Origin of the sequence: Streptomyces muensis (genome assembly GCF_021474425.1) — a bacterium.
In the GTDB taxonomy this organism is placed as follows: domain Bacteria; phylum Actinomycetota; class Actinomycetes; order Streptomycetales; family Streptomycetaceae; genus Streptomyces; species Streptomyces muensis.
In genome coordinates this window covers 33,695-57,926 of sequence record NZ_JAKEIP010000029.1, presented here as the reverse complement: position 1 = coordinate 57,926, position 24,232 = coordinate 33,695, and the positions used below count along the sequence as shown (strand labels likewise).

23 protein-coding genes are annotated in these 24,232 nt (G+C 71.4%); 10 read left to right on the top strand and 13 right to left on the bottom strand.

The features are described 5' to 3' along the window. The 5 genes from L0P92_RS11035 to L0P92_RS11015 form a co-directional block, all read right to left on the bottom strand. Positions 1-1,200 (bottom strand): PASTA domain-containing protein (locus L0P92_RS11035; RefSeq protein ID WP_234762369.1); only part of this gene is annotated, 1,200 nt, incomplete at its 3' end. A 70-nt stretch (positions 1,201-1,270) separates the two neighbouring features. Beyond that, complete coding sequence (locus tag L0P92_RS11030) at positions 1,271-2,221, bottom strand: cytochrome c oxidase assembly protein (RefSeq protein WP_234762368.1); 951 nt, start codon at positions 2,219-2,221, stop codon at positions 1,271-1,273. Positions 2,222-2,397: 176 nt separating this feature from the next. Further along, on the bottom strand, positions 2,398-3,423 hold the full coding sequence (locus L0P92_RS11025; protein WP_234762367.1) for a 6-phosphofructokinase: 1,026 nt from the start codon (positions 3,421-3,423) through the stop codon (positions 2,398-2,400). A gap of 166 nt (positions 3,424-3,589) precedes the next feature. Continuing rightward, positions 3,590-4,318, bottom strand: a complete 729-nt coding sequence (locus tag L0P92_RS11020) for a type 1 glutamine amidotransferase (protein ID WP_234762366.1) — start codon at positions 4,316-4,318, stop codon at positions 3,590-3,592. A gap of 24 nt (positions 4,319-4,342) precedes the next feature. Continuing rightward, on the bottom strand, positions 4,343-5,581 hold the full coding sequence (locus L0P92_RS11015; protein ID WP_234762365.1) for a MurT ligase domain-containing protein: 1,239 nt from the start codon (positions 5,579-5,581) through the stop codon (positions 4,343-4,345). Between the two features lie 112 nt (positions 5,582-5,693). Between L0P92_RS11015 and def the strand changes: the two genes are divergently transcribed. Next, positions 5,694-6,248, top strand: a complete 555-nt coding sequence (def, locus tag L0P92_RS11010; protein ID WP_234762364.1) for a peptide deformylase — start codon at positions 5,694-5,696, stop codon at positions 6,246-6,248. A gap of 80 nt (positions 6,249-6,328) precedes the next feature. On the opposite strand, the gene L0P92_RS11005 is transcribed toward def, so the two are convergent. Then, positions 6,329-6,973, bottom strand: coding sequence for a TetR/AcrR family transcriptional regulator (locus L0P92_RS11005; protein WP_234762363.1), 645 nt, complete (start codon positions 6,971-6,973; stop codon positions 6,329-6,331). A gap of 170 nt (positions 6,974-7,143) precedes the next feature. Between L0P92_RS11005 and L0P92_RS11000 the strand changes: the two genes are divergently transcribed. Next, positions 7,144-8,376, top strand: coding sequence for an acyl-CoA dehydrogenase family protein (locus L0P92_RS11000; protein ID WP_234762362.1), 1,233 nt, complete (start codon positions 7,144-7,146; stop codon positions 8,374-8,376). A 135-nt stretch (positions 8,377-8,511) separates the two neighbouring features. Next, on the top strand, positions 8,512-9,138 hold the full coding sequence (locus L0P92_RS10995) for a thiaminase II/PqqC family protein (protein WP_234762361.1): 627 nt from the start codon (positions 8,512-8,514) through the stop codon (positions 9,136-9,138). A gap of 36 nt (positions 9,139-9,174) precedes the next feature. Here the strand turns inward: L0P92_RS10995 and L0P92_RS10990 are convergent, their stop codons facing one another. The 5 genes from L0P92_RS10990 to L0P92_RS10970 all read right to left on the bottom strand — a co-directional run bounded on the left by L0P92_RS10990 (position 9,175) and on the right by L0P92_RS10970 (position 13,974). After that, on the bottom strand, positions 9,175-9,411 hold the full coding sequence (locus tag L0P92_RS10990) for a DUF6213 family protein (RefSeq protein ID WP_234762360.1): 237 nt from the start codon (positions 9,409-9,411) through the stop codon (positions 9,175-9,177). 25 nt (positions 9,412-9,436) lie between these two features. Further along, a complete protein-coding gene (locus tag L0P92_RS10985) occupies positions 9,437-10,831 on the bottom strand; it encodes an NADP-dependent succinic semialdehyde dehydrogenase (RefSeq protein ID WP_234762359.1) in 1,395 nt (464 codons plus the stop codon). 76 nt (positions 10,832-10,907) lie between these two features. Next, positions 10,908-11,387: an NUDIX hydrolase gene (locus tag L0P92_RS10980; protein WP_234762358.1), complete on the bottom strand. Its 480-nt coding sequence runs from the start codon at positions 11,385-11,387 to the stop codon at positions 10,908-10,910. Positions 11,388-11,406: 19 nt separating this feature from the next. Continuing rightward, on the bottom strand, positions 11,407-12,945 hold the full coding sequence (locus tag L0P92_RS10975; protein WP_234762357.1) for an ATP-dependent DNA ligase: 1,539 nt from the start codon (positions 12,943-12,945) through the stop codon (positions 11,407-11,409). A 93-nt stretch (positions 12,946-13,038) separates the two neighbouring features. After that, entirely contained in the window at positions 13,039-13,974 is a 936-nt protein-coding gene (locus tag L0P92_RS10970; protein ID WP_234762356.1) for an NAD(P)/FAD-dependent oxidoreductase, read from the bottom strand. A gap of 78 nt (positions 13,975-14,052) precedes the next feature. Between L0P92_RS10970 and L0P92_RS10965 the strand changes: the two genes are divergently transcribed. The 6 genes from L0P92_RS10965 to L0P92_RS10940 all read left to right on the top strand — a co-directional run bounded on the left by L0P92_RS10965 (position 14,053) and on the right by L0P92_RS10940 (position 19,317). Then, positions 14,053-14,631 carry a helix-turn-helix domain-containing protein gene (locus L0P92_RS10965; RefSeq protein ID WP_234762355.1) on the top strand — a complete coding sequence of 193 codons (579 nt, stop codon included), beginning with the start codon at positions 14,053-14,055 and terminating at the stop codon, positions 14,629-14,631. Positions 14,632-14,717: 86 nt separating this feature from the next. Further along, positions 14,718-15,695, top strand: coding sequence for an NADPH:quinone oxidoreductase family protein (locus tag L0P92_RS10960; RefSeq protein ID WP_234762354.1), 978 nt, complete (start codon positions 14,718-14,720; stop codon positions 15,693-15,695). Then, positions 15,692-16,873 (top strand): acyl-CoA dehydrogenase family protein, encoded by a 1,182-nt coding sequence (locus tag L0P92_RS10955; RefSeq protein ID WP_234762353.1) that lies wholly within the window; start codon positions 15,692-15,694, stop codon positions 16,871-16,873. The genes L0P92_RS10960 and L0P92_RS10955 overlap by 4 nt, the downstream gene beginning before the upstream one ends. After that, positions 16,870-17,949 carry an acyl-CoA dehydrogenase family protein gene (locus tag L0P92_RS10950; protein WP_234762352.1) on the top strand — a complete coding sequence of 360 codons (1,080 nt, stop codon included), beginning with the start codon at positions 16,870-16,872 and terminating at the stop codon, positions 17,947-17,949. The genes L0P92_RS10955 and L0P92_RS10950 overlap by 4 nt, the downstream gene beginning before the upstream one ends. 185 nt (positions 17,950-18,134) lie before the next feature. Beyond that, a complete protein-coding gene (locus L0P92_RS10945) occupies positions 18,135-18,998 on the top strand; it encodes a phosphatidylinositol-specific phospholipase C/glycerophosphodiester phosphodiesterase family protein (protein ID WP_234762351.1) in 864 nt (287 codons plus the stop codon). A gap of 124 nt (positions 18,999-19,122) precedes the next feature. Then, entirely contained in the window at positions 19,123-19,317 is a 195-nt protein-coding gene (locus tag L0P92_RS10940) for a hypothetical protein (RefSeq protein WP_107912016.1), read from the top strand. Between the two features lie 3 nt (positions 19,318-19,320). Here L0P92_RS10940 and L0P92_RS10935 read toward each other — a convergent pair whose 3' ends face one another. Further along, entirely contained in the window at positions 19,321-20,556 is a 1,236-nt protein-coding gene (locus L0P92_RS10935; RefSeq protein WP_234762350.1) for a phosphodiester glycosidase family protein, read from the bottom strand. A 78-nt stretch (positions 20,557-20,634) separates the two neighbouring features. Then, complete coding sequence (locus L0P92_RS10930; protein WP_234762349.1) at positions 20,635-20,994, bottom strand: DUF779 domain-containing protein; 360 nt, start codon at positions 20,992-20,994, stop codon at positions 20,635-20,637. A 67-nt stretch (positions 20,995-21,061) separates the two neighbouring features. Here L0P92_RS10930 and L0P92_RS10925 point away from each other — a divergent pair, with 67 nt between their 5' ends. Continuing rightward, a complete protein-coding gene (locus L0P92_RS10925; RefSeq protein WP_234762348.1) occupies positions 21,062-24,226 on the top strand; it encodes an ATP-binding protein in 3,165 nt (1,054 codons plus the stop codon). Positions 24,227-24,232: the final 6 nt, after the last annotated feature.

Below are 24,232 nucleotides of genomic sequence, written 5' to 3'. Positions count from 1 at the left end.
GCCGGTGGGGGACGACGGCGGGGGCGGTGTGCTGGACGCGGAGGGCTTGGCCGACGGGCGGGGAGCGGAGGACGTTCCCGTGGACGGGGAACCGCTCGTGGACGGCGACGACGAAGGGGGTGAGGACGACGAAGACGGCGACGACTTGGTCGGTGTCGGTGTCGGCGTGGGTGTGGGTGTGGGTGAAGGTGTCGATGTCGGCGTAGGCGTCGGCGTGGGCGTCGAGACCGGGGGAGTGGGCACCGCCCCACCGGAGCTGTCGCCGGACACGCTCAGCGTCACGTACTCCCCGAACCGCAGCTCGGTCCCGGCCGGTGGATTCGAGGCCGTCACCCGGGCGTCGTCCGACGGCAGCCCTCCGCCGTCGAGGGCGACGGCCAGCCCCTGGTCGGCCAGCCGCCGGCTCGCCTGCCCGAACGTCGCCCCGGCGAGGTCGGGCACGGCACGCCGCTCACGGGTGTCGAACGCGGTGTCGTCCTCGCCGGCCGTCCCCACGGGTCGGCCGATGCCCCGGTCCGGTTCATGGACGTCGACGAGGGCGAGCCGTTCCACTTTCCGGGGCGCGGGCCGCACGGCCACCACGGACGACTTCTCGTACCCCTTCCACTCCTCGTTGCGGTCGTCGAACTCGACCTTTATCCGCGTCGTGTCACCTTCGAAAGGACGCAACGGATTTCCGCACGAGCACTTCACGGCGGGAAGCCCCTGATCATCGACGAGAATCGCGATTCCCGACTGAAGCAACGCGTCGAAGGGGACGGCGTTCCCCTTCTTGTAGTCGTGATTCCGCACGAGAGTGTCGTGACGCAGGAGAACAGGTGTGAGGCGTTCCAGATATCCCGGAATCGCGTCAGTGGAAAGGGAGAGCGCGGTTGCCCACGCCCGTGCCTTGCGTTCATTGGCGGGATCGGTGAGGAACCCCTTCAACCGTGCGACATCGCAGATCGCCGGCTGCTCGGACCCCCCGTACAGGCCCGGCGTGTCCCCCTGCTGAAGACCACCGTGCGCGCCCCGCGCCGCGACGACCCGCGCATCGTCACGGCCGAGCCCCTCGTCCTCGTCGAAGAAGGGCGCGAGCGAAGGAACTCCCGCGGCGACCGCCTTCACCACGGACAAAGGCGCGTCCCGGTCGCACCCGCTCAACGCGAGTAAGAAGACCCACAGGACGGCGAACCTGCGTACGAAAACACGAAGCGCCATATACCGCTCCCCCCGGTGCGGTTCCCCCGACGCGCTTCATGCTACTGAAAGGCGAAGCCTCTCGGTTTCCTCAGTTTCCGCGTGCGTTCAATGAGGCCAAATAGGCGTTGTACGCCTCGAGTTCCTTGTCGCCGTCCCGGTCGGCGGCCCGGTCCTTGCGGCGGGCCTGTCGCTGCTCCGAGCGGTACCACTGGAACAGCAGGGCGATCAGCACCAGCACGGACGGGATCTCACTGAACGCCCAGGCGATACCGCCGGCCGCGTTCTGGTCGGAGAGCGCCTCGATGCCGAGCGAGCCGGGCGGGTTCTTGAACGTCTCGACCATCGGCTCCGACGCCATCATCAACGCGATCCCGAAGAACGCGTGGAACGGCATTCCCGCGAACAGCTCCAGCATCCGCATCAGATAGCCCGGCCGGTGCGGCCCCGGGTCCACGCCGATGATCGGCCAGAAGAACACCACACCCACCGCGAGGAAGTGCACCATCATCGCGATGTGCCCCGTCTTGGAGCCCATCAGGAAGTCGAAGAGCGGAGTGAAGTACAGCGCGTAGAGGCTGGCGATGAACAGCGGGATCGTGAACGCCGGATGCGTGATGATCCGCATGTACCGGCTGTGCAGCAGGGCCAGCAGCAGCTCCCGCGGCCCCTTGCGCCCGCGTCCCGCAGGCGGCATGGCCCGCAGCGCCAGCGTGATCGGGGCACCGAGCAGGATCAGGATCGGCGACAGCATGCTGATCACCATGTGCTGCACCATGTGCACGCTGAACATGACCATGCCGTAGTCGTTCAGCCCGGTGCACATGACGAGCATCACGGTCAGCACCCCGACGACATACGAGACCGTACGTCCCACGGGCCAGGCGTCCCCACGCCGCCGCAGCCGCACGACCCCCCAGGCGTACAGCGCGAGCGCCACCAGGCAGGCGACGAGGAAGAACGGGTCGGCCGACCACTGAAGACCCCGCCCCAGCGTGAACGGCGGCAGATCCATGGTCATGCCGTGCCCGCTGTGATCCATCCGCCGGCTCCTGTTTCGTGGGGGTTGTGCAAGTCTGTCCGCCCCAGACTAGAACCACCCCCGGCCACATCTGTGACCGGGGGTGGGACAGCCGACCCAGGGGCGCGGGGAACTGCGCGATCAACCACAGACCACCCGCAGCCGGCAATGAAGGAGAACCTCCTACGGCGAGGCCTCTAAAGCACGCACTCCGCCTCTTCGTACCGGTCCGCCGGGACCGTCTTCAACGTCTCCACGGCCTCCGCGAGCGGCACCATCACGATGTCCGTCCCCCGCAGCGCCGTCATGTGACCGAACTCGCCCCGGTGCACGGCCTCCACCGCATGCCAGCCGAAACGGGTCGCCAGCACCCTGTCGTACGCGGTAGGCGTACCGCCCCGCTGCACATGGCCCAGGATCACCGGCCGCGCCTCCTTGCCGAGCCGCTGCTCCAGCTCGATCGACAGCTGGCGCGCGATCCCGGCGAAGCGCTCGTGCCCGTAGATGTCCTTGCCGCCCTCGTCGAACTCCATGGAGCCGGGCCGCGGCTTGGCGCCCTCGGCCGCCACGACGATCGCGAAGCGCTTGCCCGCGTCGAACCGCTCGCCGACCCGACGAGCCAACTCCTCGATGTCGAAGGGCCGTTCCGGTACGACGATGGCGTGCGCGCCGGCCGCCATGCCGGAGTGCAGCGCGATCCAGCCGGTGTGGCGACCCATGACCTCGACGACCAGGACCCGCTGGTGGGACTCGGCGGTGGTCTTGAGCCGGTCCAGGGCCTCGGTGGCCACACCCACGGCCGTGTCGAAGCCGAAGGTGACGTCCGTGACCGCGATGTCGTTGTCGATGGTCTTCGGCACACCCACGACGGGCAGCCCGCTGTCCGACATCAGCCGGGCCGCCTTGAGCGTGCCCTCGCCGCCGATCGGGATGATCGCGTCGAGACCGAGCTCCGCGACATGGCCCTTGGCCCGCTCGACGCCGTCGCGCAGATGGGAGGGCTGGACCCGGGAGGAACCGAGGATGGTGCCGCCGCGGGCGAGGATGCCGCCCACCGCGTCGAGGTCGAGCTTGAGGTAGTCGCACTCCAGGAGGCCCTTCCAGCCGTCCCGGAAGCCGATGACCTCGTCGCCGTGGTCGACGACGGCGCGGTGCACGACGGACCGGATGACGGCGTTCAGGCCGGGGCAGTCGCCGCCGGACGTGAGGACACCAATGCGCATAGCCCGGAATACCTTCTCAACGTGGGCCGGGACCGGACCACGTTGTCCGGCTCGAATCCCCGCCACCCTAGCGGCATCAGGGGGCGGGGCCGAACCGTGCGTCCGCCTGCTGGACGACCCCGCTCACCTGTGCGGACGGGCCGTCAGACGGGCTGCGCGACAGCGCTCACGCGGGCTGCTGCGCGGCCGCGATCCGCTCGCTGCGCAGTGCCTCGTACCAGCGGTCGTCGGTCGGCGGCAGCGCGTTCACATCGAGCGCCAGCTTCAGCAGCAGATCGGCGATCAGCGGGTTGCGGGCCAGCACCGGACCGTGCATGTACGTACCGAAGACCGTGTCGTTGTACGCCCCCTCGGTGCCGTCACCGGTGCCGTTGCCGTTGCCGAGGCGGACCTGGGCGAAGGGGCGGGCGGTGGGGCCGAGGTGGGTGACGCCCTGGTGGTTCTCGAAGCCGGTCAGCGGGGGCAGGCCGAGCCGCGGGTCGATGTCCCCGAGGACGTCCCCCACACACCGCTCGCCCTCACCCCGTACGGACACCACGTCGATCAGCCCGAGACCGGGCTCACGCTGACCGAGGTCGTTGATGAACTCGTGCCCGAGGATCTGGTAGCCCGCACACACCGAGAACACGATCGCGCCGTTCTCGACGGCCCGGTGCAGACCCCCGTCCCGGCGCAGCCGCTCGGCCGCGAGGCGCTGCGGACGGTCCTCGCCGCCGCCGATGAGATAGATGTCGCCGGACGTCGGGATCGGCTGGTCGCTGCGCACGTCGAGACGGGCCACGTCGAGGCCGCGCTGCCGCGCACGGCGCTCCACGACCAGGACGTTGCCCTGGTCGCCGTAGGTGCTGAGCAGGTCCGGGTAGATCCAGACGACCCGCAGTTGGTTGTCGCTCACTTAAGTCCCCTGAAGTCTCTTGGCTCAGTTGCCGACGCGGCGGCGCAGGTCCTGGAACGCGGTGTAGTTGGCGATGACCTCGATCCGGCCCGGCGGGCACAGCTGCACCGCCTGGTCGAGGTTCTCGCACACCTGGAACTGCTGGTTCGCGACCTCCAGACGCACCGCGAGGTCGAGCTTGCGGTCGCCGATGACACAGATCGGGTGCCCGGTCAGCCGCGTGTAGTCGACGTCCCACAGCCAGGAGGTGTCGGTGCCGTCGGCGCCGCGCGCGTTCACGGAGAGGATCACCGGGGTCGGCGGCGGGTCGATCAGGGAGAACGTCTCCAGCCAGCCGGCCGGGTTCTTGGCGAGCAGCAGCCGCAGGTCCCGCCCCTCGAACTGCACGACGTCATAGCGTCCCGCGACGGCCTGCACCTGGTACATCCGCTCCAGTGCGACCTGCGGTGGCACCCCGAAAACGGCGGCCACGGCGGCCGACGAGGCGGCGTTGGCCTTGTTGGCCCGCCCGGGCAGCTGAAGGTGAATGGGCCAGGCCGACCCGTGCGGGTCGAGGACGTGGTCACCGGACAGCGCCCAGCTCGGCGTGGGCCGCCGGAACCCGCACTCACCGCAGAACCAGTCGTCGCCCGGCCGCTGCATCACACCGCCGCACGACGGGCAGGACCAGGCGTCGTCCTTCCACATCTGCCCGGCGGCGACCCAGATCACGTTGGGCGACGAGGACGCCGCCCACACGACCAGCGGGTCGTCGGCGTTGGCGACGATGACGGCCTTGCTGCCCGCCAGCCCCTCACGCCAGTTCTCGGCGAGCATCCGGGTCTCGGCGGCGCGGTCCAGCTGGTCGCGGGAGAGGTTGAGCAGCGCGATGCACTTGGGGTCGGTGTCCCGCGCGACCCCGGCGAGGTACTTCTCGTCGACCTCGATGACGCCGTAGCGCGCCTCCGAGCTGCCGGCGAGCGCCGAGGTGATACCGGCCGGCATGTTGGCGCCGAGCGCGTTGGACACGACAGGACCGGCGGCCCGCAGCGCCTCCGCGATGAGCCGGGTCGTGGTGGTCTTGCCGTTGGTCGCGGACACGAGGACCACGTCCAGGTTCTGCGCGAGCCTGGCGAGGAGGTCGGGGTCGAGCTTGAGCGCCACCCGGCCGCCGATCACCGAACCGCTGCCGCGCCCCGCGGCGCGAGATGCCGCCGCGACCGCCTTGCCCGCGGTCACGGCGAGCTTGGCCCGCGGCGTCAGCGGGTCCGAGTTGCCTGCCATCAGTTCTCGATCCTCCTTGCGTACGCGCCGCGCCTGAAGCCCTACGGCAACGTGGTGGTGGTCAGCCTATCGAGATCCATTCGCACTCCCGAATCGCCGTACCCTTGCCGCCATGCGGAACGCCTCCATTCCGGGCGCGCACGGGCGCGTCCGTCCCCTCACCCTGCTCGGCGACCCGGTGCTCCACGCACCCTGCGACCAGGTCACCGACTTCGGCCCCGAACTGGCGACCCTGGTGGAGGACTTGTTCGCGACGATGTACGCGGCCCAGGGGGTGGGCCTCGCCGCGAACCAGGTGGGGGAAGCCCTCCGGGTGTTCGTCTACGACTGTCCCGACGACGAGGACGTACGTCATCTCGGGCACGTGGTCAATCCCCGCCTGGTGGAGACGGACGGGGTGGTGATCCGCGGCCCGGAGGGCTGCCTGTCCCTGCCGGGCCTGGAGGCGGGGACGGAGCGGTACGACCACGCGGTGGTGGAGGGTTTCACGATGACGGGGGAGCCGCTGACGATCCACGGCACCGGCTTCTTCGCACGCTGCTTGCAGCACGAGTGCGATCACTTGGAGGGGACGGTCTACGCGGACCGCGTGACGGGTTGGCGCCACAGACGCTTGATGCGCCAAGCGGGCCGAGCCTCCTGGCGCCGGCCGGGGATGCCCACCTAGGGGCGCGGGGCTGTGTCAATTTGCGGCTCCGCCGCGTGGGCGCGACCAGCCCCCACCGGCCGATACATGGCAAACAACCGTCAGAACCCCGGACCCCCCATTTTGTCCCCCGCGGCCGCAAGCCGACCCCACAACAGGTCGGCCAAACTCCGTACCAACTCCGCCCGCGAACAAGGCCGTTCCCCCAGCCACCAGTCACCCGCGGCATGCATCATCCCGACTATCCCGTGCCCCCACACCCGGGCCAGCTGCTGACTCCCCGGCCCGAGATCCAGCCGCTCCTCGATGACGGTCGCCAACTCCTCGCCCATCCTGCGGAGCAACGGCATCGAGTGCTTGCCGACGTCGAACCCCTGATCCGCCGTCTGACCCCCCTCGGTCGGATGCATCAGGAACCGATACACCTGAGGCCGGGCCTCGATCGCCGCGAGGTAGGTGTCCAACGTGGCCTCGACCCGCTCACGCCGGTCCGCGGGAGCGTCCAGCGCGGCCCGCAACGAGTCCAGCAGCGCATCCGTGTGCCGCTTGGCCAACGCCGCGTAAAGTCCGCTCTTGTCGCCGAAGTGCCGGTACAGAATCGGCTTGGTGATGCCCGCCTCCGCGGCGATGGCGTTCATCGAGGCCTGTGGGCCGTCGCGCAGCACCACCCGGTCGGCGGCTTCCAGCAGCTCGCGCCGACGGCGGTCGGCGGACCGCTGCTGCTCGGTCCGCTGCGTGGTGTCCATGAGCTCTCCCCACCCGTGGTGAATCGATGACGCCTGCGCAAACTAACACTCAACATGCTCCATCCATCGAATGGGCTGTCGACGAGTCATCGGCAGTTGACTTTACCTACTAGCCGGTAACAAACTAGGGTTACCGCTAGTAACACGCACGTACCGCCGCTGGAGGGGACATGGCCGAGTTCACCATGGAGCTCAACGACGAACAGAAGGAGGTCCGGGACTGGCTGCACGGCTTCGCGGCCGATGTGATCCGCCCCGCGGCCGCCGAATGGGACGAGCGTGAGGAGACTCCCTGGCCGGTCATCCAGGAGGCCGCGAAGGTCGGCATCTACTCGCTCGACTTCTACGCCCAGCAGTATTTCGACCAGACCGGCCTCGGCATACCGATGGCGATGGAGGAACTGTTCTGGGGCGACGCGGGCATCGCCCTGTCGATCGTCGGCACCGGCCTCGCCGCCGTGGGCGTCCTCGCCAACGGCACCGAGGAGCAGATCGGCACCTGGGTGCCTCAGATGTACGGCGACGCAAACGATGTCAAGCTCGCCGCGTTCTGCTCCTCCGAGCCCGACGCCGGCTCCGACGTGGCCTCCATGCGCACCCGTGCCGTGTACGACGAGGCCAAGGACGAGTGGGTGATCAACGGCACGAAGACCTGGGCGACCAACGGCGGCATCGCCAACGTCCACGTGGTCGTCGCGGTCGTCGACCCCGAGCTCGGCTCCAAGGGGCACGCGTCCTTCATCATCCCGCCGAACACGCCGGGCCTGGCCCAGGGCCAGAAGTTCAAGAAGCACGGCATCCGCGCCTCGCACACCGCCGAGGTCATCCTGGACAACGTGCGCGTGCCCGGCTCCTGCCTGCTGGGCGGCAAGGAGAAGCTGGACGAGCGCCTCGCGCGGGCGCGTGAGCGGGCCAAGGCGGCGGGTGGCGGCGAGCGCGTGAAGAACGCGGCGATGGCCACGTTCGAGGCCTCGCGGCCGGCGGTCGGTGCGATGGCCGTGGGGACGGCCCGTGCCGCGTACGAGGTCGCTCTCGACTACGCGATGACGCGTGAGCAGTTCGGGCGGCCCATCATCGACAACCAGGGCGTGGCCTTCCAGCTGGCCGAGATGCGCACGCAGATCGACGCCGCGCGGCTGCTGGTCTGGCGTGCTTCCTGGATGGCGATCAACGGCAAGCCGTTCACGGCGGCCGAGGGGTCGATGTCGAAGCTGTTCGCGAGCGAGACGGCGAAGAAGGTCACGGCGCAGGCGATACAGATCCTCGGCGGCAACGGGTACACGCGGGAGTACCCGGTGGAGCGGATGCACCGGGACAGCGCGATCTACACGATCTTCGAGGGGACGAGTGAGATTCAGCGGCTGGTGATCGCGCGGACGTTGTCGGGTATGTCGATTCGGTAAGCGCCGTGGGGGCTGCTGCGCGACGCGGGCCGCGGGTGGTTCGTGGCTGGTCGCGCCCACGCGGCGGAGCCGCAAATTGCTGCAGCCCCCGCCCCTGGGGCGTTGGCGGCATCCGAGTCTATGGAGGACACGGCGATGACGGAGAACCCTCTCGTACCGCTGATCGCCAGTGGAGAGGCGGACCGCACCACCACTCTCGCCGCCCTCGCCCTGGAACAGAGCTGGGTCATCCCGGCCGACCGCCGGGCCTTCCTCCATCTCGCCCGACGCGCTACCCCCGACGCCCCGGAATCCGCCGCCTTCTTCACCCTGCTGGCCGAGGGCGAGGTGCTGGCGGGGGAGCGTCTGGGGGCGTTCGCGACGGCGTGCGGGGTGACGGAGGCGCGGGCAGCCGCCTACGAACCCCTCCCGGGCTGCCAGGCCTACCCCGCGTACGTGGCCTGGCTTGCCCTGAACGCATCGCCGCCGGAGGCGGTTCTCGCCCTGACAGTCAACTTCGCCGCCTGGGGCGGCTACTGCGCGACGATCGCCGAGGCGCTGCGCCGCCACTACGGCTTCACCGACGAGGCCTGCGCCTTCTTCGACTTCTTCGCGGAACCGTCCCCCGAATTGGATCGACAGGCGCAGGCGGCCCTGGAGGAGGGGAAACCGGACGAGTCCCGAGGGCACGAGTACGGCCGCTTGCTCCAGTCCTACGAGAACCAGTTCTGGTCAACGCTGAGCGGACGAACCCCCCAGGGGCGCGGGGAACTGCGCGACTAGCCACACACGACCCGCACCCGGCAGCGAACCGAACCCCTACGGCGCACTCCCGCTGCTATGAGCAATGCACGCCACGTCGATCCGATCCGCGAGCTTCGCCAGCTCGATGGTCAGCGCCGCCACCGTGTCCTCGTCGAGCCCGTCCTCCCCGGCCTCGACAAGGTGCAGCCACCGACCACCCACGGTCCGCAGCAGCTTGCTCACATCGGCGGCAGCCACCTGCAGGGTCCCGCGGTCGTCGACGATCAGCGGCAGAGTAACTTCGCGGTTCACACCCGGGATCGTAGTCGCGCAGCGCTCACGCACCCTGCCAAACCGTAGTGATGTTGCAGAACTCGCGGATTCCGTGCCCGGACAGCTCACGCCCGTATCCGGACCGCTTTACTCCGCCAAACGGGAACGCCGGATGGGACGCCGTCATCCCGTTGACGTACACACTTCCGGCTTCCAGGTCCCGTACGAACCGGTCGACCTCCCCCTCGTCCCGCGTCCAGACGTTCGAACTCAGTCCGAACAGCGAGTCGTTCGCGATGAGCACCGCCTCGTCCAGGTCACCCGCCCGGTACAGCGTGGCGACCGGTCCGAAGGCCTCCTCGCGGTGGATGCGCATCTCGCGGGTGATGTCGGCGAGCACGGTGGGCGGGTAGTACCAGCCGGGCAGTTCGGGCCGACGCAGCTCGTGGCCGCCGCACAGGACGGTCGCGCCGGCCCGCTTGGCGTCGTCGACCAGTTCCTCCAGGTCCGTCCGGCCCTGTTCGCTGGAGAGCGGGCCGACGTCCGTGTCGTCCAGCATCGGGTCGCCGACCGTCAGTGCCTTCATGCCCGCGACGAACCGTTCGGCGAAGGCGTCGTAGACCTCCGTGTGCACGATGAACCGCTTGGCGGCGATGCACGACTGCCCGGTGTTCTGCACGCGCGCGGTCACCGCGACCTGCGCGGCCCGGTCGAGGTCGGCCGACGGCATGACGACGTACGGGTCGCTGCCGCCCAGCTCCAGCACCGTCTTCTTGATCATCTCCCCGGCGGTGGAGGCGACCGCACGGCCGGCCGGCTCGCTGCCGGTCAGGGTGGCCGCCTTGACGCGCTCGTCGCGCAGGACCTCGTCGACCTGTCCGGAGCCGATGAGCAGGGTCTGGAAGCAGCCCTCGGTGTAGCCCGCGCGGTGGAACAGGTCCTCCAGGTAGAGCGCGGTCTGAGGGACGTTCGAGGCGTGCTTGAGGAGGCCGACGTTGCCGGCCATCAGCGCCGGGGCGGCGAAGCGGATCACCTGCCAGAGGGGGAAGTTCCACGGCATCACCGCGAGGATCGGCCCGAGCGGGCGATAGCGCACCCGCACCCGCGACGCGCCCGAGTCCTTCACGTCCGCGTCGGGCGGCTCCTCGTCGGCGAGCAGTTCCTCGGCCCGGTCGGCGTACCAGCGCATCGCCTTGGCGCACTTGGCGACCTCGGCACGGGCCTGCTTGATGGGCTTGCCCATCTCGGTCGTCATCATCCGGGCCACGTCCTGCTGGTCCTCTTCCAGGAGAGTCGCCGCCTGGAGCAGCAGACGAGCCCGGTCGACGAACCCGGTCGTCCGGTAGGTGCGGAACGTGGCCTCGGCGAGCTGGAGCCTGCGCTCGATCTCCTCGGCACCCATGGCCTCGTACGTCTTGAGCGTCTCGCCGTTCGCCGGGTTCACCGTCGCGATGGGCATGACCGACCTCCTGGGAGCGGGCTGATGCTTCGACCTTCCCGCGCGGCGGTGGCTACCGCAACGCGTGTACGGCCGCTCAGGCCGAGTGCTCCGCCAGCCGGTCGAGAAACGTGGCCTGGGCCTTGACGATCACCTCGCGCGCCCGCTCGACGCCCAGCCACTCCACCCGGTCCAGCTCGGGGAACTCCTGGGTCCGCCCCGAGCGCGGCGGCCACTCCATGGTGAACGTGCCGGGGACGACCGTCGCCGGGTCGAGGTCGGCCTCGACCGCCCACACTGTGACGGTCTTGCCGCCGGCCTGTCTCACCTCGCCGAGCGGTACGGCCTCCCCGTCGGGCGGCGCCAGCCCCAGCTCCTCCCGGAACTCACGGCGGGCCGCCTCCCAGGCGGGCTCGTCGGGCTCGTACTCGCCCTTGGGGACCGTCCACGCCCCGGCGTCCTTCTTGGCGAAGAACGGGCCGCCCATGTGGCCGAGCAGCACTTCCAGACCGTCTTCGGTGCAGCGGAAGAGGAGCAGACCGGCGCTGTGCTTTCCCTTGGACGTGGACGACGTCACGGCGTCACCTCTGTCGCGGTCATGGCCTCACCTCGGGGTGGGCGGCGAGCAGCGTCTCGACCGTGTCGGCCTCCTCCGGCCGCTTGTCCTCGCGGTAGCGGACGACGCGCGCGAAGCGGAGCGTGACGCCGGCCGGGTAGCGGGTGGAGCGCTGGAGACCGTCGTAGGCGATCTCGACGACGAGTTCGGGGCGTACGGTCACGCCCCAGCCCTTGGTCTCCACGGCCAGCTCCTGGAGCCGCTCGGTCTGCCAGGTCAGCAGCGCGTCGGTCATCCCCTTGAAGGTCTTGCCGAGCATCGCGAAGCCGCCGTCCGCCGTGCGCGCCCCGAGGTGCAGGTTGGAGAGCTTGCCGGTCCTGCGGCCGTGGCCCCATTCGGCGGCCAGCACCACCAGGTCGAGGGTGTGGACGGGTTTGACCTTCAGCCAGGAGGCGCCCCGGCGGCCCGCGCTGTAGGGGGCGTCGAGGGCCTTGACGACCACGCCCTCGTGGCCGCGCTCCAGGGTCTCGGCGAGGAAGTCCTCGGCCGCCGTGAGGTCGTCGGGGCCGGACACCAGCGTGCGGCGCACCCGCATCGGCTCGGGGACCAGCCGGGCCAGCTCCGCGTGCCGTTCGGCGAAGGGCAGGTCGAGCAGGTCGTGGCCGTCGACGGACAGGGCGTCGAAGAAGACGGGGGAGACGGGGACCTCCTTCGCCGCCGTCGCCACGTCCACCCGGGAGCCGACGCGGCCGGCGGTCTCCTGGAAGGAACGGGGGCGGCCCGCGGCGTCGAAGGCGATGACCTCGCCGTCCAGGATGAAGCGCTCGCCCCTCAACTCCATGGCCATGGCGGTGAGTTCGGGGAGGCGGTCGGTGATGTCGTCCAGGGTGCGGGTGTAGATCCGTACGGTGTCGCCGTCGCGGTGCAGCTGGACGCGGATGCCGTCCAGTTTCTCCTCGACCGCGCAGGCGTCGAGCTTCTCGACCGCCTCCGCCACCGACGAGGCGCTGTGCGCCAGCATCGGCAGGACCGGGCGGCCGACGGTGAGCCGGAAGCGGGTGAGGGCGCCTGGACCCTCGGCGAGCAGGGCCTCGGCCACCGTCTGGAGCGACCCGGCGAGCATCACCGCGCGGCGTACGTCCGCGGGCGGCGCCCCGGTCGCCTGGGCCAGGCCCTCCACCGCCACCGCGTCCAGGGCGCCCTGCCGTACCTCGCCGGTGATCAGCCCGAACAGGAAGCGCTGCTCGTCGTCCGTGGCCGCGCCCATCAACTCGGCCACCAGGCGGGCCCGTTCGGCCTGCGAACCCGTGCCGGACACCTTGCCCAGCTCCGTGAGCCGGGCGTCCACCTCGGCCACGGTGAGGGTGGGCTCGGTGGCCGGGGGGACCGGGAGGCTCAGCACCTTCCAGCCGATGCCGAGGCGGCCCTGCGGGAGGCGTCCCGCCAGGTAGGGGATGACGATCGGGACGTCGTCGGGCTCGGCGTCCCGGAAGAGCTCCGCCAGCAGGGCGGTCTTCCGGGAGCGGGCCGAGGTGGCGGCGATCTCCTGGGATACCTGGGCCAGTCGGGTCAGCAGCATCTAGTCATGATGGGTTGTGTTTTGTCTGCTGGCGCGTTGTGGCTGGTCGCGCCCACGCGGCGGAGCCGCATATCGATACAGCCCCGCGCCCCTTCAGGGCGTTGCATCCAGGTCGGCGAGGAGTAGCTCTCCGTTGATGAAGGCTCCGGCCCGGTAGCCGCCCGCTGCCGCGTTGACGACCTGCTCTGAGAAGCCCATCGCATTGCCCACTGCCCAGACGCCCGGCACCGAGGTAAGCCCCGTCGGGTCCACCACCGGGTACGAGCCGAATGGGGTCTCTTGGAAATCGGCTCCGAGCCTCTCCAGCAGGTCGGTCTGCGGGATCGCGCGGGGTGCGACGAACAGGACTTCGCGTGCGTGCGTCGTGCCGTCAGCGAGCCGTACTCCCGTGAGCCGGTCGTCCTCGATCACCGGCCCGGCCACCGCACCCGGCACCACCTTCACGCCCGCCGCCGCGAGCCTGCGCACGTCGTCGTCCGAGAGGTCCGACTCGGCGATCTCGTGCAGGAAGAAGGTCACGTCCTTCGACCACTGCGACACCATCAGCGCCTGGTGCACGCTCAGCACAGTCGTCGCGAGCACGCCGAAGGCCTGGTCGCGGACCTCCCAGCCGTGGCAGTACGGGCAGTGAAGGACGTCCCTGCCGAAGCGCTCGGCGACGCCGGGGACGTCCGGCAGCTCGTCCTTGAGGCCGGTGGCGATGACCAGACGTCGGGCGTGCACGTGCCGGCCGTCGGCCAGGGTGAGCGCGAAGTCGTCCCCGCGCTCGACGTCCACCGCCCGGTCCCGGACCAGGTCGACTCCGTACCGCGCGATCTCCTCGCGTCCGACGGCCAGGAACTCGGCGGGCGGCATGCCGTCCCGGGACAGATAGCCCTGCATGTGGGCGGCGGGCGCGTTGCGTGGTTCGCCCGCGTCGATCACCAGGGTGCGGCGCCGGGCTCGGCCCAGGACCAGGGCGGCGGACAGGCCGGCCGCGCCGCCTCCGACGACTACGACCTCGTACTGCTCGGTGTGCTTCTCGGTCATGGTGACCACCTCCGCATAGACAGTCGCCCGAGCGGTGCGGCATTGACAAACGTGTTTGCCGAAACTGCAATGGCGTACATGAGTGACGACATGGACGACGTTCTGGCGGAGGTCGGCCCCCGACTGCGGCGCATCCGGAAGGAGCGGGGCGCGACGCTGGCCGGGCTCTCCGAGGCGACCGGGATCTCGGTGAGCACGCTCTCCAGGCTGGAGTCGGGACTGCGCAAGCCCAGTCTGGAACTGCTGCTGCCGATCGCGCGAGCGCACGAGGTGGCGCTGGACGAGCTGGTCGCCGCGCCTGCCGTGCGCGATCCCCGGGTGCGGGCCGAGCCGATCAGACGGCACGGGCGGACCTACTACCCGCTGACCAGGCAGCCCGGCGGCCTCCAGGCCTTCAAGGTGCTGGTGCCGCCGGAGCAGGTCGAGCCGGAGCCGCGGACCCATGAGGGGTACGAGTGGCTGTACGTGATGGCGGGGAAGCTGAGGATGGTCCTGGGCGATCACGACATCGTGTTGACCGCGGGGGAGGCCGCCGAGTTCGACACGCGGGTGCCGCACTGGTTCGGGTCGACGGGGGAGGGGCCGGTGGAGTTCCTCAGTCTGTTCGGGCCGCAGGGGGAGCGGATGCATGTGCGGGCGCGGCCCAAGCGGTCGTGAGGCATCCGACTGTTCCCTGATGGCAAGCGACCGCTTAGTATGCGTAGCGACCCCGGTCAGACGAAGCAGTCCCGTGGAGGCACCGCATGCAGGCATGGCAAGTGCACGAGAACGGCGAGCCGAGCGAGGTGATGCGGCTCGACGACGTCCAGACGCCCACGCCCGGTGACGGCCAGGTCTTGCTGAAGGTGCGTGCCGCGAACATCAACTTCCCGGACGCGCTGCTGTGCCGGGGCCAGTACCAGGTCAGGCCGCCGCTGCCGTTCACGCCGGGGGTGGAGATCTGCGGCGAGACCGAGGACGGGCGCCGCGTCCTCGCCAACCCGGCGCTGCCGTACGGCGGCTTCGCCGAGTACGCCGTCGCGGACGCCGCCGCTCTGCTGCCGGCGCCCGACGCGCTGGACGACGCCGAGGCCGCCGCCCTGCACATCGGCTACCAGACCGGCTGGTTCGGCCTGCACCGCCGGGCCGGTCTTCAGGCCGGCGAGACCCTGCTCGTCCACGCTGCCGCCGGAGGGGTCGGCAGCGCGGCCGTGCAGCTCGGGAAGGCCGCCGGCGCCACCGTCATCGGTGTCGTCGGCGGCGCCGAGAAGGCGGCCGTCGCCCGGGAACTGGGCTGTGACGTCGTGATCGACCGGCGTGGCGAGGACGTCATCGCCGCCGTCAAGGAGGTCACCGGCGGCCGGGGCGCCGACGTCGTCTACGACCCCGTCGGCGGCGAGGCCTACGCCCAGTCCGCCAAGGTCGTCGCCTTCGAGGGCCGGATCGTCGTCGTGGGCTTCGCCAGCGGGTCGATCCCCAGCCCCGCGCTCAACCACGCCCTGGTGAAGAACTACTCGATCCTCGGCCTGCACTGGGGCCTGTACAACACCAAGAACCCGAAGCTGATCCAGCACTGCCACGAACAGCTCACCGAGCTGGCCGCCCGGGGCGCGATCAAGCCGCTGGTCAGCGAGCGCGTCCCGCTGGGCGGGGCAGCGGCCGCCGTACAGCGGGTCGCCGACGGCGTCACCACCGGGCGCGTCGCCGTGATCCCGGGACTCACCGAAGGAGGAGCGGCATGACCGACGCCGCCGAACTGCGCCGCCGTACGGCGGAGTTGCTGGCCGCGCATCCGCCGGCCGCCACCGACCGCCTGGACTTCCTGCGCGCCCGCTTCGACGCGGGACTGGCATGGGTGCACTACCCGGAGGGCCTCGGCGGACTCGGTGCGGCCCGCTCCCTGCAGGCCGTCGTGGACGCCGAGCTGGAGGCCGCGGGCGCGCCCGACAACGACCCCCGGCGGATCGGCATCGGCCTGGGCATGGCCGCCCCGACGATCCTCCAGTACGGCACCGAGGAGCAGAAGCGGCGCTATCTGCGGCCGCTGTGGACCGGCGAGGAGGTCTGGTGCCAGCTCTTCAGCGAGCCCGGCGCCGGGTCCGACCTGGCCGCGCTGGGCACCCGTGCCGTACGGGAGGCCGACGACTGGGTCGTCAACGGGCAGAAGGTGTGGACGTCCAGCGCCCACGTCGCCCGCTGGGCCATCCTCATCGCCCGCACCGACCCGGACCTGCCCAAGCACGCGGGCATCACCTACTTCCTCTGCGACATGACCGACCCGGGCGTCGAGGTCCGGCCGCTGCGGCAGATCACCGGTGAGGCCGAGTTCAACGAGGTCTTCCTCACCGACGTCCGCATCCCGGACTCCCGGCGCCTCGGGGAGATCGGCGACGGCTGGCGGGTCGCGCAGACCACGCTGAACAACGAACGCGTCGCGATCGGCGGCATGCGACTGCCCCGCGAGGGCGGCATGATCGGCCCGATCTCCAAGACCTGGCGTGAACGGCCGGAGCTGCGCACCCACGATCTGCACCAGCGGCTGCTGAAGCTGTGGGTCGAGTCCGAGGTCGCCCGGCTCACCGGCGAGCGGCTGCGCCAGCAGCTCGTCGCCGGCCAGCCCGGCCCCGAGGGCGCCGGCATGAAGCTCGCCTTCGCCCGGCTGAACCAGGAGATCAGCGGCCTGGAGGTCGAACTGCGCGGCGAGGAAGGGCTGTTGTACGACGACTGGACCATGCGCCGCCCGGAGCTCGTGGACTTCACCGGCCGCGACGCCGGCTACCGCTATCTGCGCTCCAAGGGCAACAGCATCGAGGGCGGGACCAGCGAGGTCCTGCTGAACATCGTCGCCGAGCGCGTCCTGGGCCTGCCCGCAGAGCCGCGCACCGACAAGGACGTCGCCTGGAAGGACCTGGCCCGATGACCGACCTGCTGTACTCGGAGGAGGAGGAGGAAGCGCTGCGAGCCGCCGTACGCGACCTGCTCACCGACCACTGCGACGCGCCCGGCGTCATCGCCCGCACCGAGTCGGACGCCCCGCACGACCTGGCGGCCTGGAAGGCCCTCGCCGACGGCATGGGCCTGGCCGGGCTCCTGGTCCCGGAGAAGAAGGGCGGCCAGGGCGCCACGCACCGCGAAGTCGCCGTCGTGCTGGAGGAGCTGGGGCGCGCGGTCGCTCCGGTGCCGTATCTGACCAGTGCCGTCGTGGCCACCGAGGCCCTGCTCGCCTGCGCGACCGACGCGGGCCTGCTCGCCGAGCTGGCGACCGGGCGGAAGATCGGTGCCCTCGCCGTCGCCCTGAGCGTCGGTCCCGGCGGCGCCTACAAGGTCGTACGGCACGAAGACGGCCGTCTGCACGGGGAGTTGACCGGTATCGCGGACGCGGCCGCCGCCGATGTACTGCTCGTTCCCGCGGACGACGGCGGGCTGTACGCGGTGGACGCCGACGCGGTGACCGTGACCCCGCAGGCGTCCCTGGACCTGACCCGGCCCGTGGCCACGGTCACCCTGGACGGGGCGCCCGGGCGGCTGCTCGGCGACGCCGAACCCGCCGTGCGACGGGCCCTGCGCGCCGGGGCCGGGCTGCTCGCCTCCGAGCAACTCGGGCTCGCCGACTGGGCGCTGTCGGAGACGGTCCGCTATCTGAAGGACCGCAAGCAGTTCAACCGTCCGGTCGGTGGCTTCCAGGCGCTCAAGCACCGGCTCGCCCAGCTGTGGCTGGAGGTCGTGAACCTGCGCGCGGCCGCGCGTAACGCCGCCGACGCGCTGGCGACCGGCGAGGACGCCGACGTGGCGGTCGCCGTCGCCCAGTCCTACGCGGCGTCCGTCGCGGTGCACGCCGCCGAGGAGGCCGTGCAGCTGCACGGCGGTATCGGGATGACCTGGGAGCACCCCGCCCATCTGTACCTGAAGCGGGCCAAGGCCGACTCCATCGCCTACGGCACGGCGGGCGCCCACCGCGCCGCGCTGGCCGAACTGGTCGACCTCCAGGCTCCCTGACGTACACCTGAGCGAAGCACACGGAAAGCCCGCCCGACCTGGGGCGGGCTTTTCCGTGTGCGCGCCCGGGGCGAAGTGAACGGACGACGGCGGTCCGGCCAACTCACCGCACAGCCCTGCTGCTTGGGCCCTTCGGAATCGCATACTCACAGCGGTCCCATCCGGCCCTACCAGGGAGGCAGAGCATGGCCCTCACCACCCGTCGCAGAGCCCTCAGCACCCTCGGCGCCGCCCTCGCGGGCACGGTCGCCCTGCCCGCCGGCCAGGCGCTCGCGGGCGAACGGGGGCACGGCCCGCGCCCGTTGTGGCGGGCACACGCCCACAACGACTACGAGCATCCGCGTCCCCTCCTCGACGCCCTCGACCACCGCTTCGGCAGCCTCGAAGCCGACATCTACCTCGTCGGCGACCAACTCCTGGTCGCCCACGACCCCGAGGACCTCGACCCCACCCGCACCCTGGAGTCCCTCTACCTCGACCCGCTCGCCGCCCGCGTCAGGGCCAACCACGGGTCCGTGTACCGAGGACACCGCAAGCCGGTCCAGTTGCTCGTCGACATCAAGACCGAGGGCGCATCGACGTACCTGGAACTCGACAGGCATCTGAGGCGCTACAAGCACCTGTTCACGACCTACGCCCACGGCCGGGTGTTCCCGGGCGCCGTCACCGCCGTCATCTCCGGTGACCGCGCCGCCCGTACGCCGATGGAGGCCCAGAGCGTCCGCCGCGCCTTCTACGACGGCCGCCTCGCCGATCTCGGCAGCTCGGCTCCGGCCTCCTTCGTCCCGCTGATCAGCGACAACTGGACGCTCAACTTCACCTGGCTCGGCGTCGGCGCCTTCCCGGACGCCGAGCGGCGCAAGCTGCGCGGCATCGTCCGGGCGGCGCACTCCCGAGGCCAGAAGGTGCGCTTCTGGGCCACCCCGGACGTGGCCGGACCCGCCCGCGACGCACTCTGGGGCGAACTGCTGGACGCCGACGTCGACTTCCTCAACACCGACGACCTCGCCGGTCTGGAGGCCTTCCTCGACGCCCGCCGGACGGCCTAGAGCCAGCCGCGGGACACCACACGTTCGGAGTACGGCTCAGCCGCACGGACGAACCCTCCGCTACGCCACACTTACGGCCGAACGCCGTGAACCGGGCGAGGCGGCGTGGCGGAGGAGGTTGACGATGGCCATTTCCATCTCTGTGGTGCTGCTGCTGTTCATCCTTGCGGTGATCTTCGTACGCAACGGCGGACTGAAGATCACCCATGCGCTGGTGTGTTTGCTGCTCGGCTTCTACCTGGCCAGCACGAGCATGGCGCCCACCATCAACAGCGGTCTGACGGCCACGGCGGACATCGTCAGCAGCCTCAGACCGTGAGACTCAGCCGGTGGAGAAGACGCCGATGCCGTTGGGCACGGGGCGCTCCACGCCGTCGGACGGGTGGTTCCGTACGGAGACGGCCGCCGCTCCCGGCGCCCGTGCGACCAGCGTCGACGAACCCCCGCCGTCCAGACTGAAGGCGTCGGCCGAACCCAACTCCCGCATGACGGACGCCACTTCCGCGATGGTCAGACCCGTGCGGTATTCGGGCCCGCCGTCCAGCGCGAGCAGCAGCAGACGCCGGCCGTGATCCGCGATGCCCACGGCCGTGCGCACCGCCGAGGCCCTGTCGTCGAGGCCGGGCAACGGCTGTCCGTCGTCGAGCACCGGATAGCCGCCCAGGGCGAAGCGGAACGGGACGCGTGACTTCGCCGCCACCAGCCGGTGCCGTACCGCCACCCGCTCGCCCGCGGAGAACTTCCGCAACTGCTGCGCCCCCGCCTCGCGGCCCACCAGGACGGTCGTGCCGGCGGCGATCGGCCCGCTCCCCGGAGTGTCGGCGGCCGACACGACCCGGCCGTGGCGGACCGTCACCTCGTAGGTGTCGGTGCTGCACGGGGCCGCCCGGTCGGTGTCCGTGCCGCAGGTGGCGCGCACCCGGGAGACCTCGCCCCACTCGGCGGTGAACGCCCCGATGGAGCCCACCGGCAGCGCGTACTGGTTGAGTCCGCGCAGTGGCAGCGAGCCCTGCGGGGTGCGGATCGAGCCGGCGAGGCTCAGACCGTCCATCCGGGCCCGCCGGTCGACGCCCACGCCGAACACGTCCTCGGTGCTCGTGCCGGGCGGCAGCGCCGGCCCGAAACGCTGGCCGTTCGGCACCGCCGCCTTCAGTGCCCGGCCTCGCGCGACGGCCGGTCCCACGCTCGCGCCGGTCGCCTGGACGCCCGGGTGCTGGGTCTCGCTGATGTTGAAGAAGTCGCCGTTCACGCCCGCGACCGCGCCCTGCGCGGTGGCCTGCCGCGAGACGGTGGCCCGGGCCGCCACCGCGCCCGGGTGCAGCAGATCGAGGCGTACGCGCGGATCGCGCAGGTCGACGGTGAGGACATGGGCGTGCGTCGTGCCCTTCGCCGCCGGGATGTCGAACTCTTCGTACGTGACACCGGGCGCGATCGGTGTGCCCTGCGCGGCGCCGGCCGGTGCCGCCCCCACCAGGGCCGCACCGGCCAGCGCGCCGAGTGCCGTGAGCAGCGTGAAGGCCGCTCTGGCGGCTCCGAACCGTTTCTGACGACGAGTCACGATTCCTCCCCCTGATGTCCCGTCAAATTTCCCAGCACTCAGGGGAAGTGCACCAGACCGCGACGACCTGCGGGGTTGCTAGGCGCCGACTACGCGAGAACGGGTGAGGAAACGTACCCCCTCGGGTGCCTCCAGCGAGAAGCCGCTGCCCCGGCCCTCGACGACGTCGACGATCAGCCGGGTGTGGCTCCACGCCTCGTACTGACTGCGCGACATCCAGAACGTCACCGGCTCCGCCACCCCCTCGACCTGGAGCTCCGCCAGCAGCACGTCCGAGCCGCCGGTGCGGAACTCGCCCTCCGGGTAGCACATCGGCGCGCTGCCGTCGCAGCAGCCGCCGGACTGGTGGAACATCAGCGGGCCGTGCGTGGCGCGCAGACGGCGCAGCAGGTCGGCGGCCGCGGGGGTGAGTTCGACGCGCGGGGTCTCCTCATACATGGCAGCAAGGGCAGCACGGGCAACGTTGCGAGAGGGTTGCACCCGGTCTTCTGACTACGCTGCACGGGTGACCATCGAGCTGACGCTGTTGACGTCCGTCTCCCACCGGGGCAAGGAGATCACCGCGCCCCGGCTGCGCGGGCTGCTCGCGCTGCTCGCCGGGGAGCCGCGAGCCGGATGCGGCACCGGACGGCTCGTGGAGGGGCTGTGGCCGGACGAGCAGCCCGAGAACCCGACCAAGGCGTTGCAGATCCTGGTGTCGCGGGCCCGCTCCCTGCTGGGCGGCGAGGTCATCGCCAGCACCCCCACCGGCTACCGCATCGCCCTGCGCGAGGACCAGGTCGACGCCTGGGCCGTCCAACTGCACGCCGACGCGAGCGCGGAGAAGGCACGGGCCGGCGACCACCACGGCGCCGTCGCCGAGGCCGAGGCGGGTCTCGCGCTGTGGGACGGCGGCCCCGTGGAGGGCGTCGTCCTCGGCGACCCCCTGGTGGACCTGCGGCTCGAACTGGGCGCCGCACACCTGGCGTTGACGCGGCTGCGCGCACTGTCACTGGCCCGCGCGGGACGCCGCGAGGAGGCGGCCGGGCCACTCGGAGAGCTGCTGGCCACGCATCCGCTCGACGAGGAACTGCTCCTGGAGCTGATGCGCTGCCAGTCCGGTACCGCCGGAGCGGCCGTCGCGCTGGCGACGTACGACACCTACCGGCGCCGGCTGCGCGACGAACTCGGCACCGATCCCGGTCCGGCGCTGCAGGAGCTGCACCAGGAGCTGTTGCGCGGGCAGGCTCCGGTGGTGCGGCGCGGGGTGCCGCACGAACCCAACCCGCTGCTCGGGCGGGAGGCCGACGTCGCCGCCGTCACCCGGCTCATCCACAGCTCCCGGGTCACGTCCGTCGTCGGCCCGGGCGGCCTCGGCAAGACGCGGCTCGCCAGTGCCGTCGCCCGTGAGGCCGAGCACCGGGTCGTACATCTGGTGCCGCTCGCCGGTGTCCGGCAGGACGACGACGTCGTCGGCGAGGTCGCCTCGGCACTCGGCATCGGCGAGAGCCTGCGCGCCACCGCGGCAGGCTTCGGGCCGTCCGCCGACGCGCTCGCCGGCATCGTCGGCGCCCTCGGGCCCGGCCCCGCGCTGCTCGTCCTGGACAACTGCGAGCAGGTCGTCGCCGGCGTCGCCGACCTGGTCCGGGCCCTGGTGTCGATGACCAGGAACATCAGCGTCCTCACCACCAGCCGCGCCCCGCTCGGACTGACCTCCGAGACCGTCCACCCGCTGCCGGAGCTGGACCCGGCCACGACCGTCGAGCTGTTCGAACAGCGCGCCCGCGCCGCCCGCCCCGACGCCGAACTACCCGCCGACGCCGTGGCCGACCTGTGCCGCCGCCTCGACGGACTGCCGCTCGCCACCGAGCTCGCCGCCGCCCGCGTCCGGGTGATGTCGGTCGCCGAGATCGCCCGCCGCCTGGACGACCGGTTCGCCCTGCTGCGTGGCGGGCCCCGGGACGCGCCGCGGCGCCACCGCACCCTGCACGCCGTCGTCGACTGGAGCTGGAACCTGCTGGAACCGGCCGGCCGGACCGCGCTGCGCGCCCTCGCCGTCTTCCCCGGCGGCTTCACCGCCGCCGCGGCCGAGCACGTCCTCACCGACCTCCTCGACGACCACGACACGCTGGACGTGCTGGCGGACCTCGTCGACCAGTCCCTGCTCAAGGTGACCGACACCGCGTACGGCAGCCGCTTCCGCATGCTGGAGACGGTGCGGGAGTTCGCCGCCGCCCATCGCGAGCGGGCGGGTGAGGACGCGGCGGTCGAGGAACGGTTCCTGAGCTGGGCGCGGGACTTCGGCAGCACCTACCACGACGCACCGTTCGGACCCGACCCGCTCGCCTCCTGGCAGCTGATCCGCGCCGAGCAGGACAACCTCGTCCAGGCCGTGCGGATCGCGCTCGCCCGCGCGGACGCCGACACCGTCGCCCCGGTCACCGCCGTACTCGCCGGCCTGTGGACCACCGACGCCAACTACACCCGTCTCATCGCCCTCACCGAGGACACCGCCGACCTCCTCTCCCACTACCGGCCCGGCCCCGACCACGTCGAACCGGCCCGCACCGCCGCCGCGCTGGCCACCGCCAACATCTTCCTCGGCGTCGGCCCCGGCGCCGTCCGCACCCTCGTCACCCTGCGACGGCTGCCGCCCGCCCCACCGGACACGCTGGTCCGCGCCGTCGCGACCGTGCTGTGCGCGCTGCCCGAGGTGCTCGGGGACCTCGACGCCCTTGAGGGCCTGTGCGACAGCGACGCCCCGCTGCTCGCCGGCGTCGCCAACTGCGCGGCCAGCTATGTCTGGCAGAGCGAGCACCAGCCGGAACGGGCCCTCGACGCCGCCCGCCGGATGGTCACCGCACTCGCCGGCCAGGACATCCCCCTGCTCAGGTTCTGGCCCGCCTCCCGCGTCGCCGAGCTGTGCCTGCAGACGGAACGGGGCGCGGAGGCGATCGTCCATGTGCGGTCCGCGCTGGAGGCGCTGGAGGGATACGGCGAGTGGGGCGACCCGATCGGGCTGCGCTGGGGCATGATGCTCGCCAACCTCCAGACCGGGGACCTCGACGCGGCCGAGCACTGGCTCGAAGAGGCCCTGCGGCACCAGCCCGAGGGCACCGGCTCCGACGCCTTCACCCCCGACCTGGGCGCCCGCGCCGAGATCGCCCTCGCCCGCGGTGACGTCGAGACCGGCCTTGGGCTGTGGCGCCGCGCCGTCGACCGGCTGGAGCGCGGCGCGAGCCCCGTCTTCGGCGACGAACTCCCCATGGAACCCTGGGTGCTGGAACTCCAGGCCGTCGCCGTGACCGCCCACGCCCGGCACGGCCGCCTCGACCTCGTCGAGCGCATCGCCACGGCCCTCCCGGACCGGCTGACCGCTCTGCTGACCCGCCCGAAGGCCGCCCCGCACCGGGTGACCGTGGACTTCCCGGTCTGCGGGGCGCTGCTGCTCGCGCTCGGGACGGCCGACCTGGCCTCAGGCGCCACGGAACGGGGCGTACGGCTGCTCGTGCTCGCCGACCGCTACCGCGCCCTGCGCAACTTCCAGCCCACCATGTCCTCGGCCCTCTCCCGCGAGGCCGCCATGAACGCCGACAAGGCGACGTACCAGGACGCGGTGGCCACGTACGCCGCCCTGGACCGGGAGGCGCTGCGCGAGGCCGTGCTCACGCTGCTGGGTCCCGGACGCTGAGGCGGG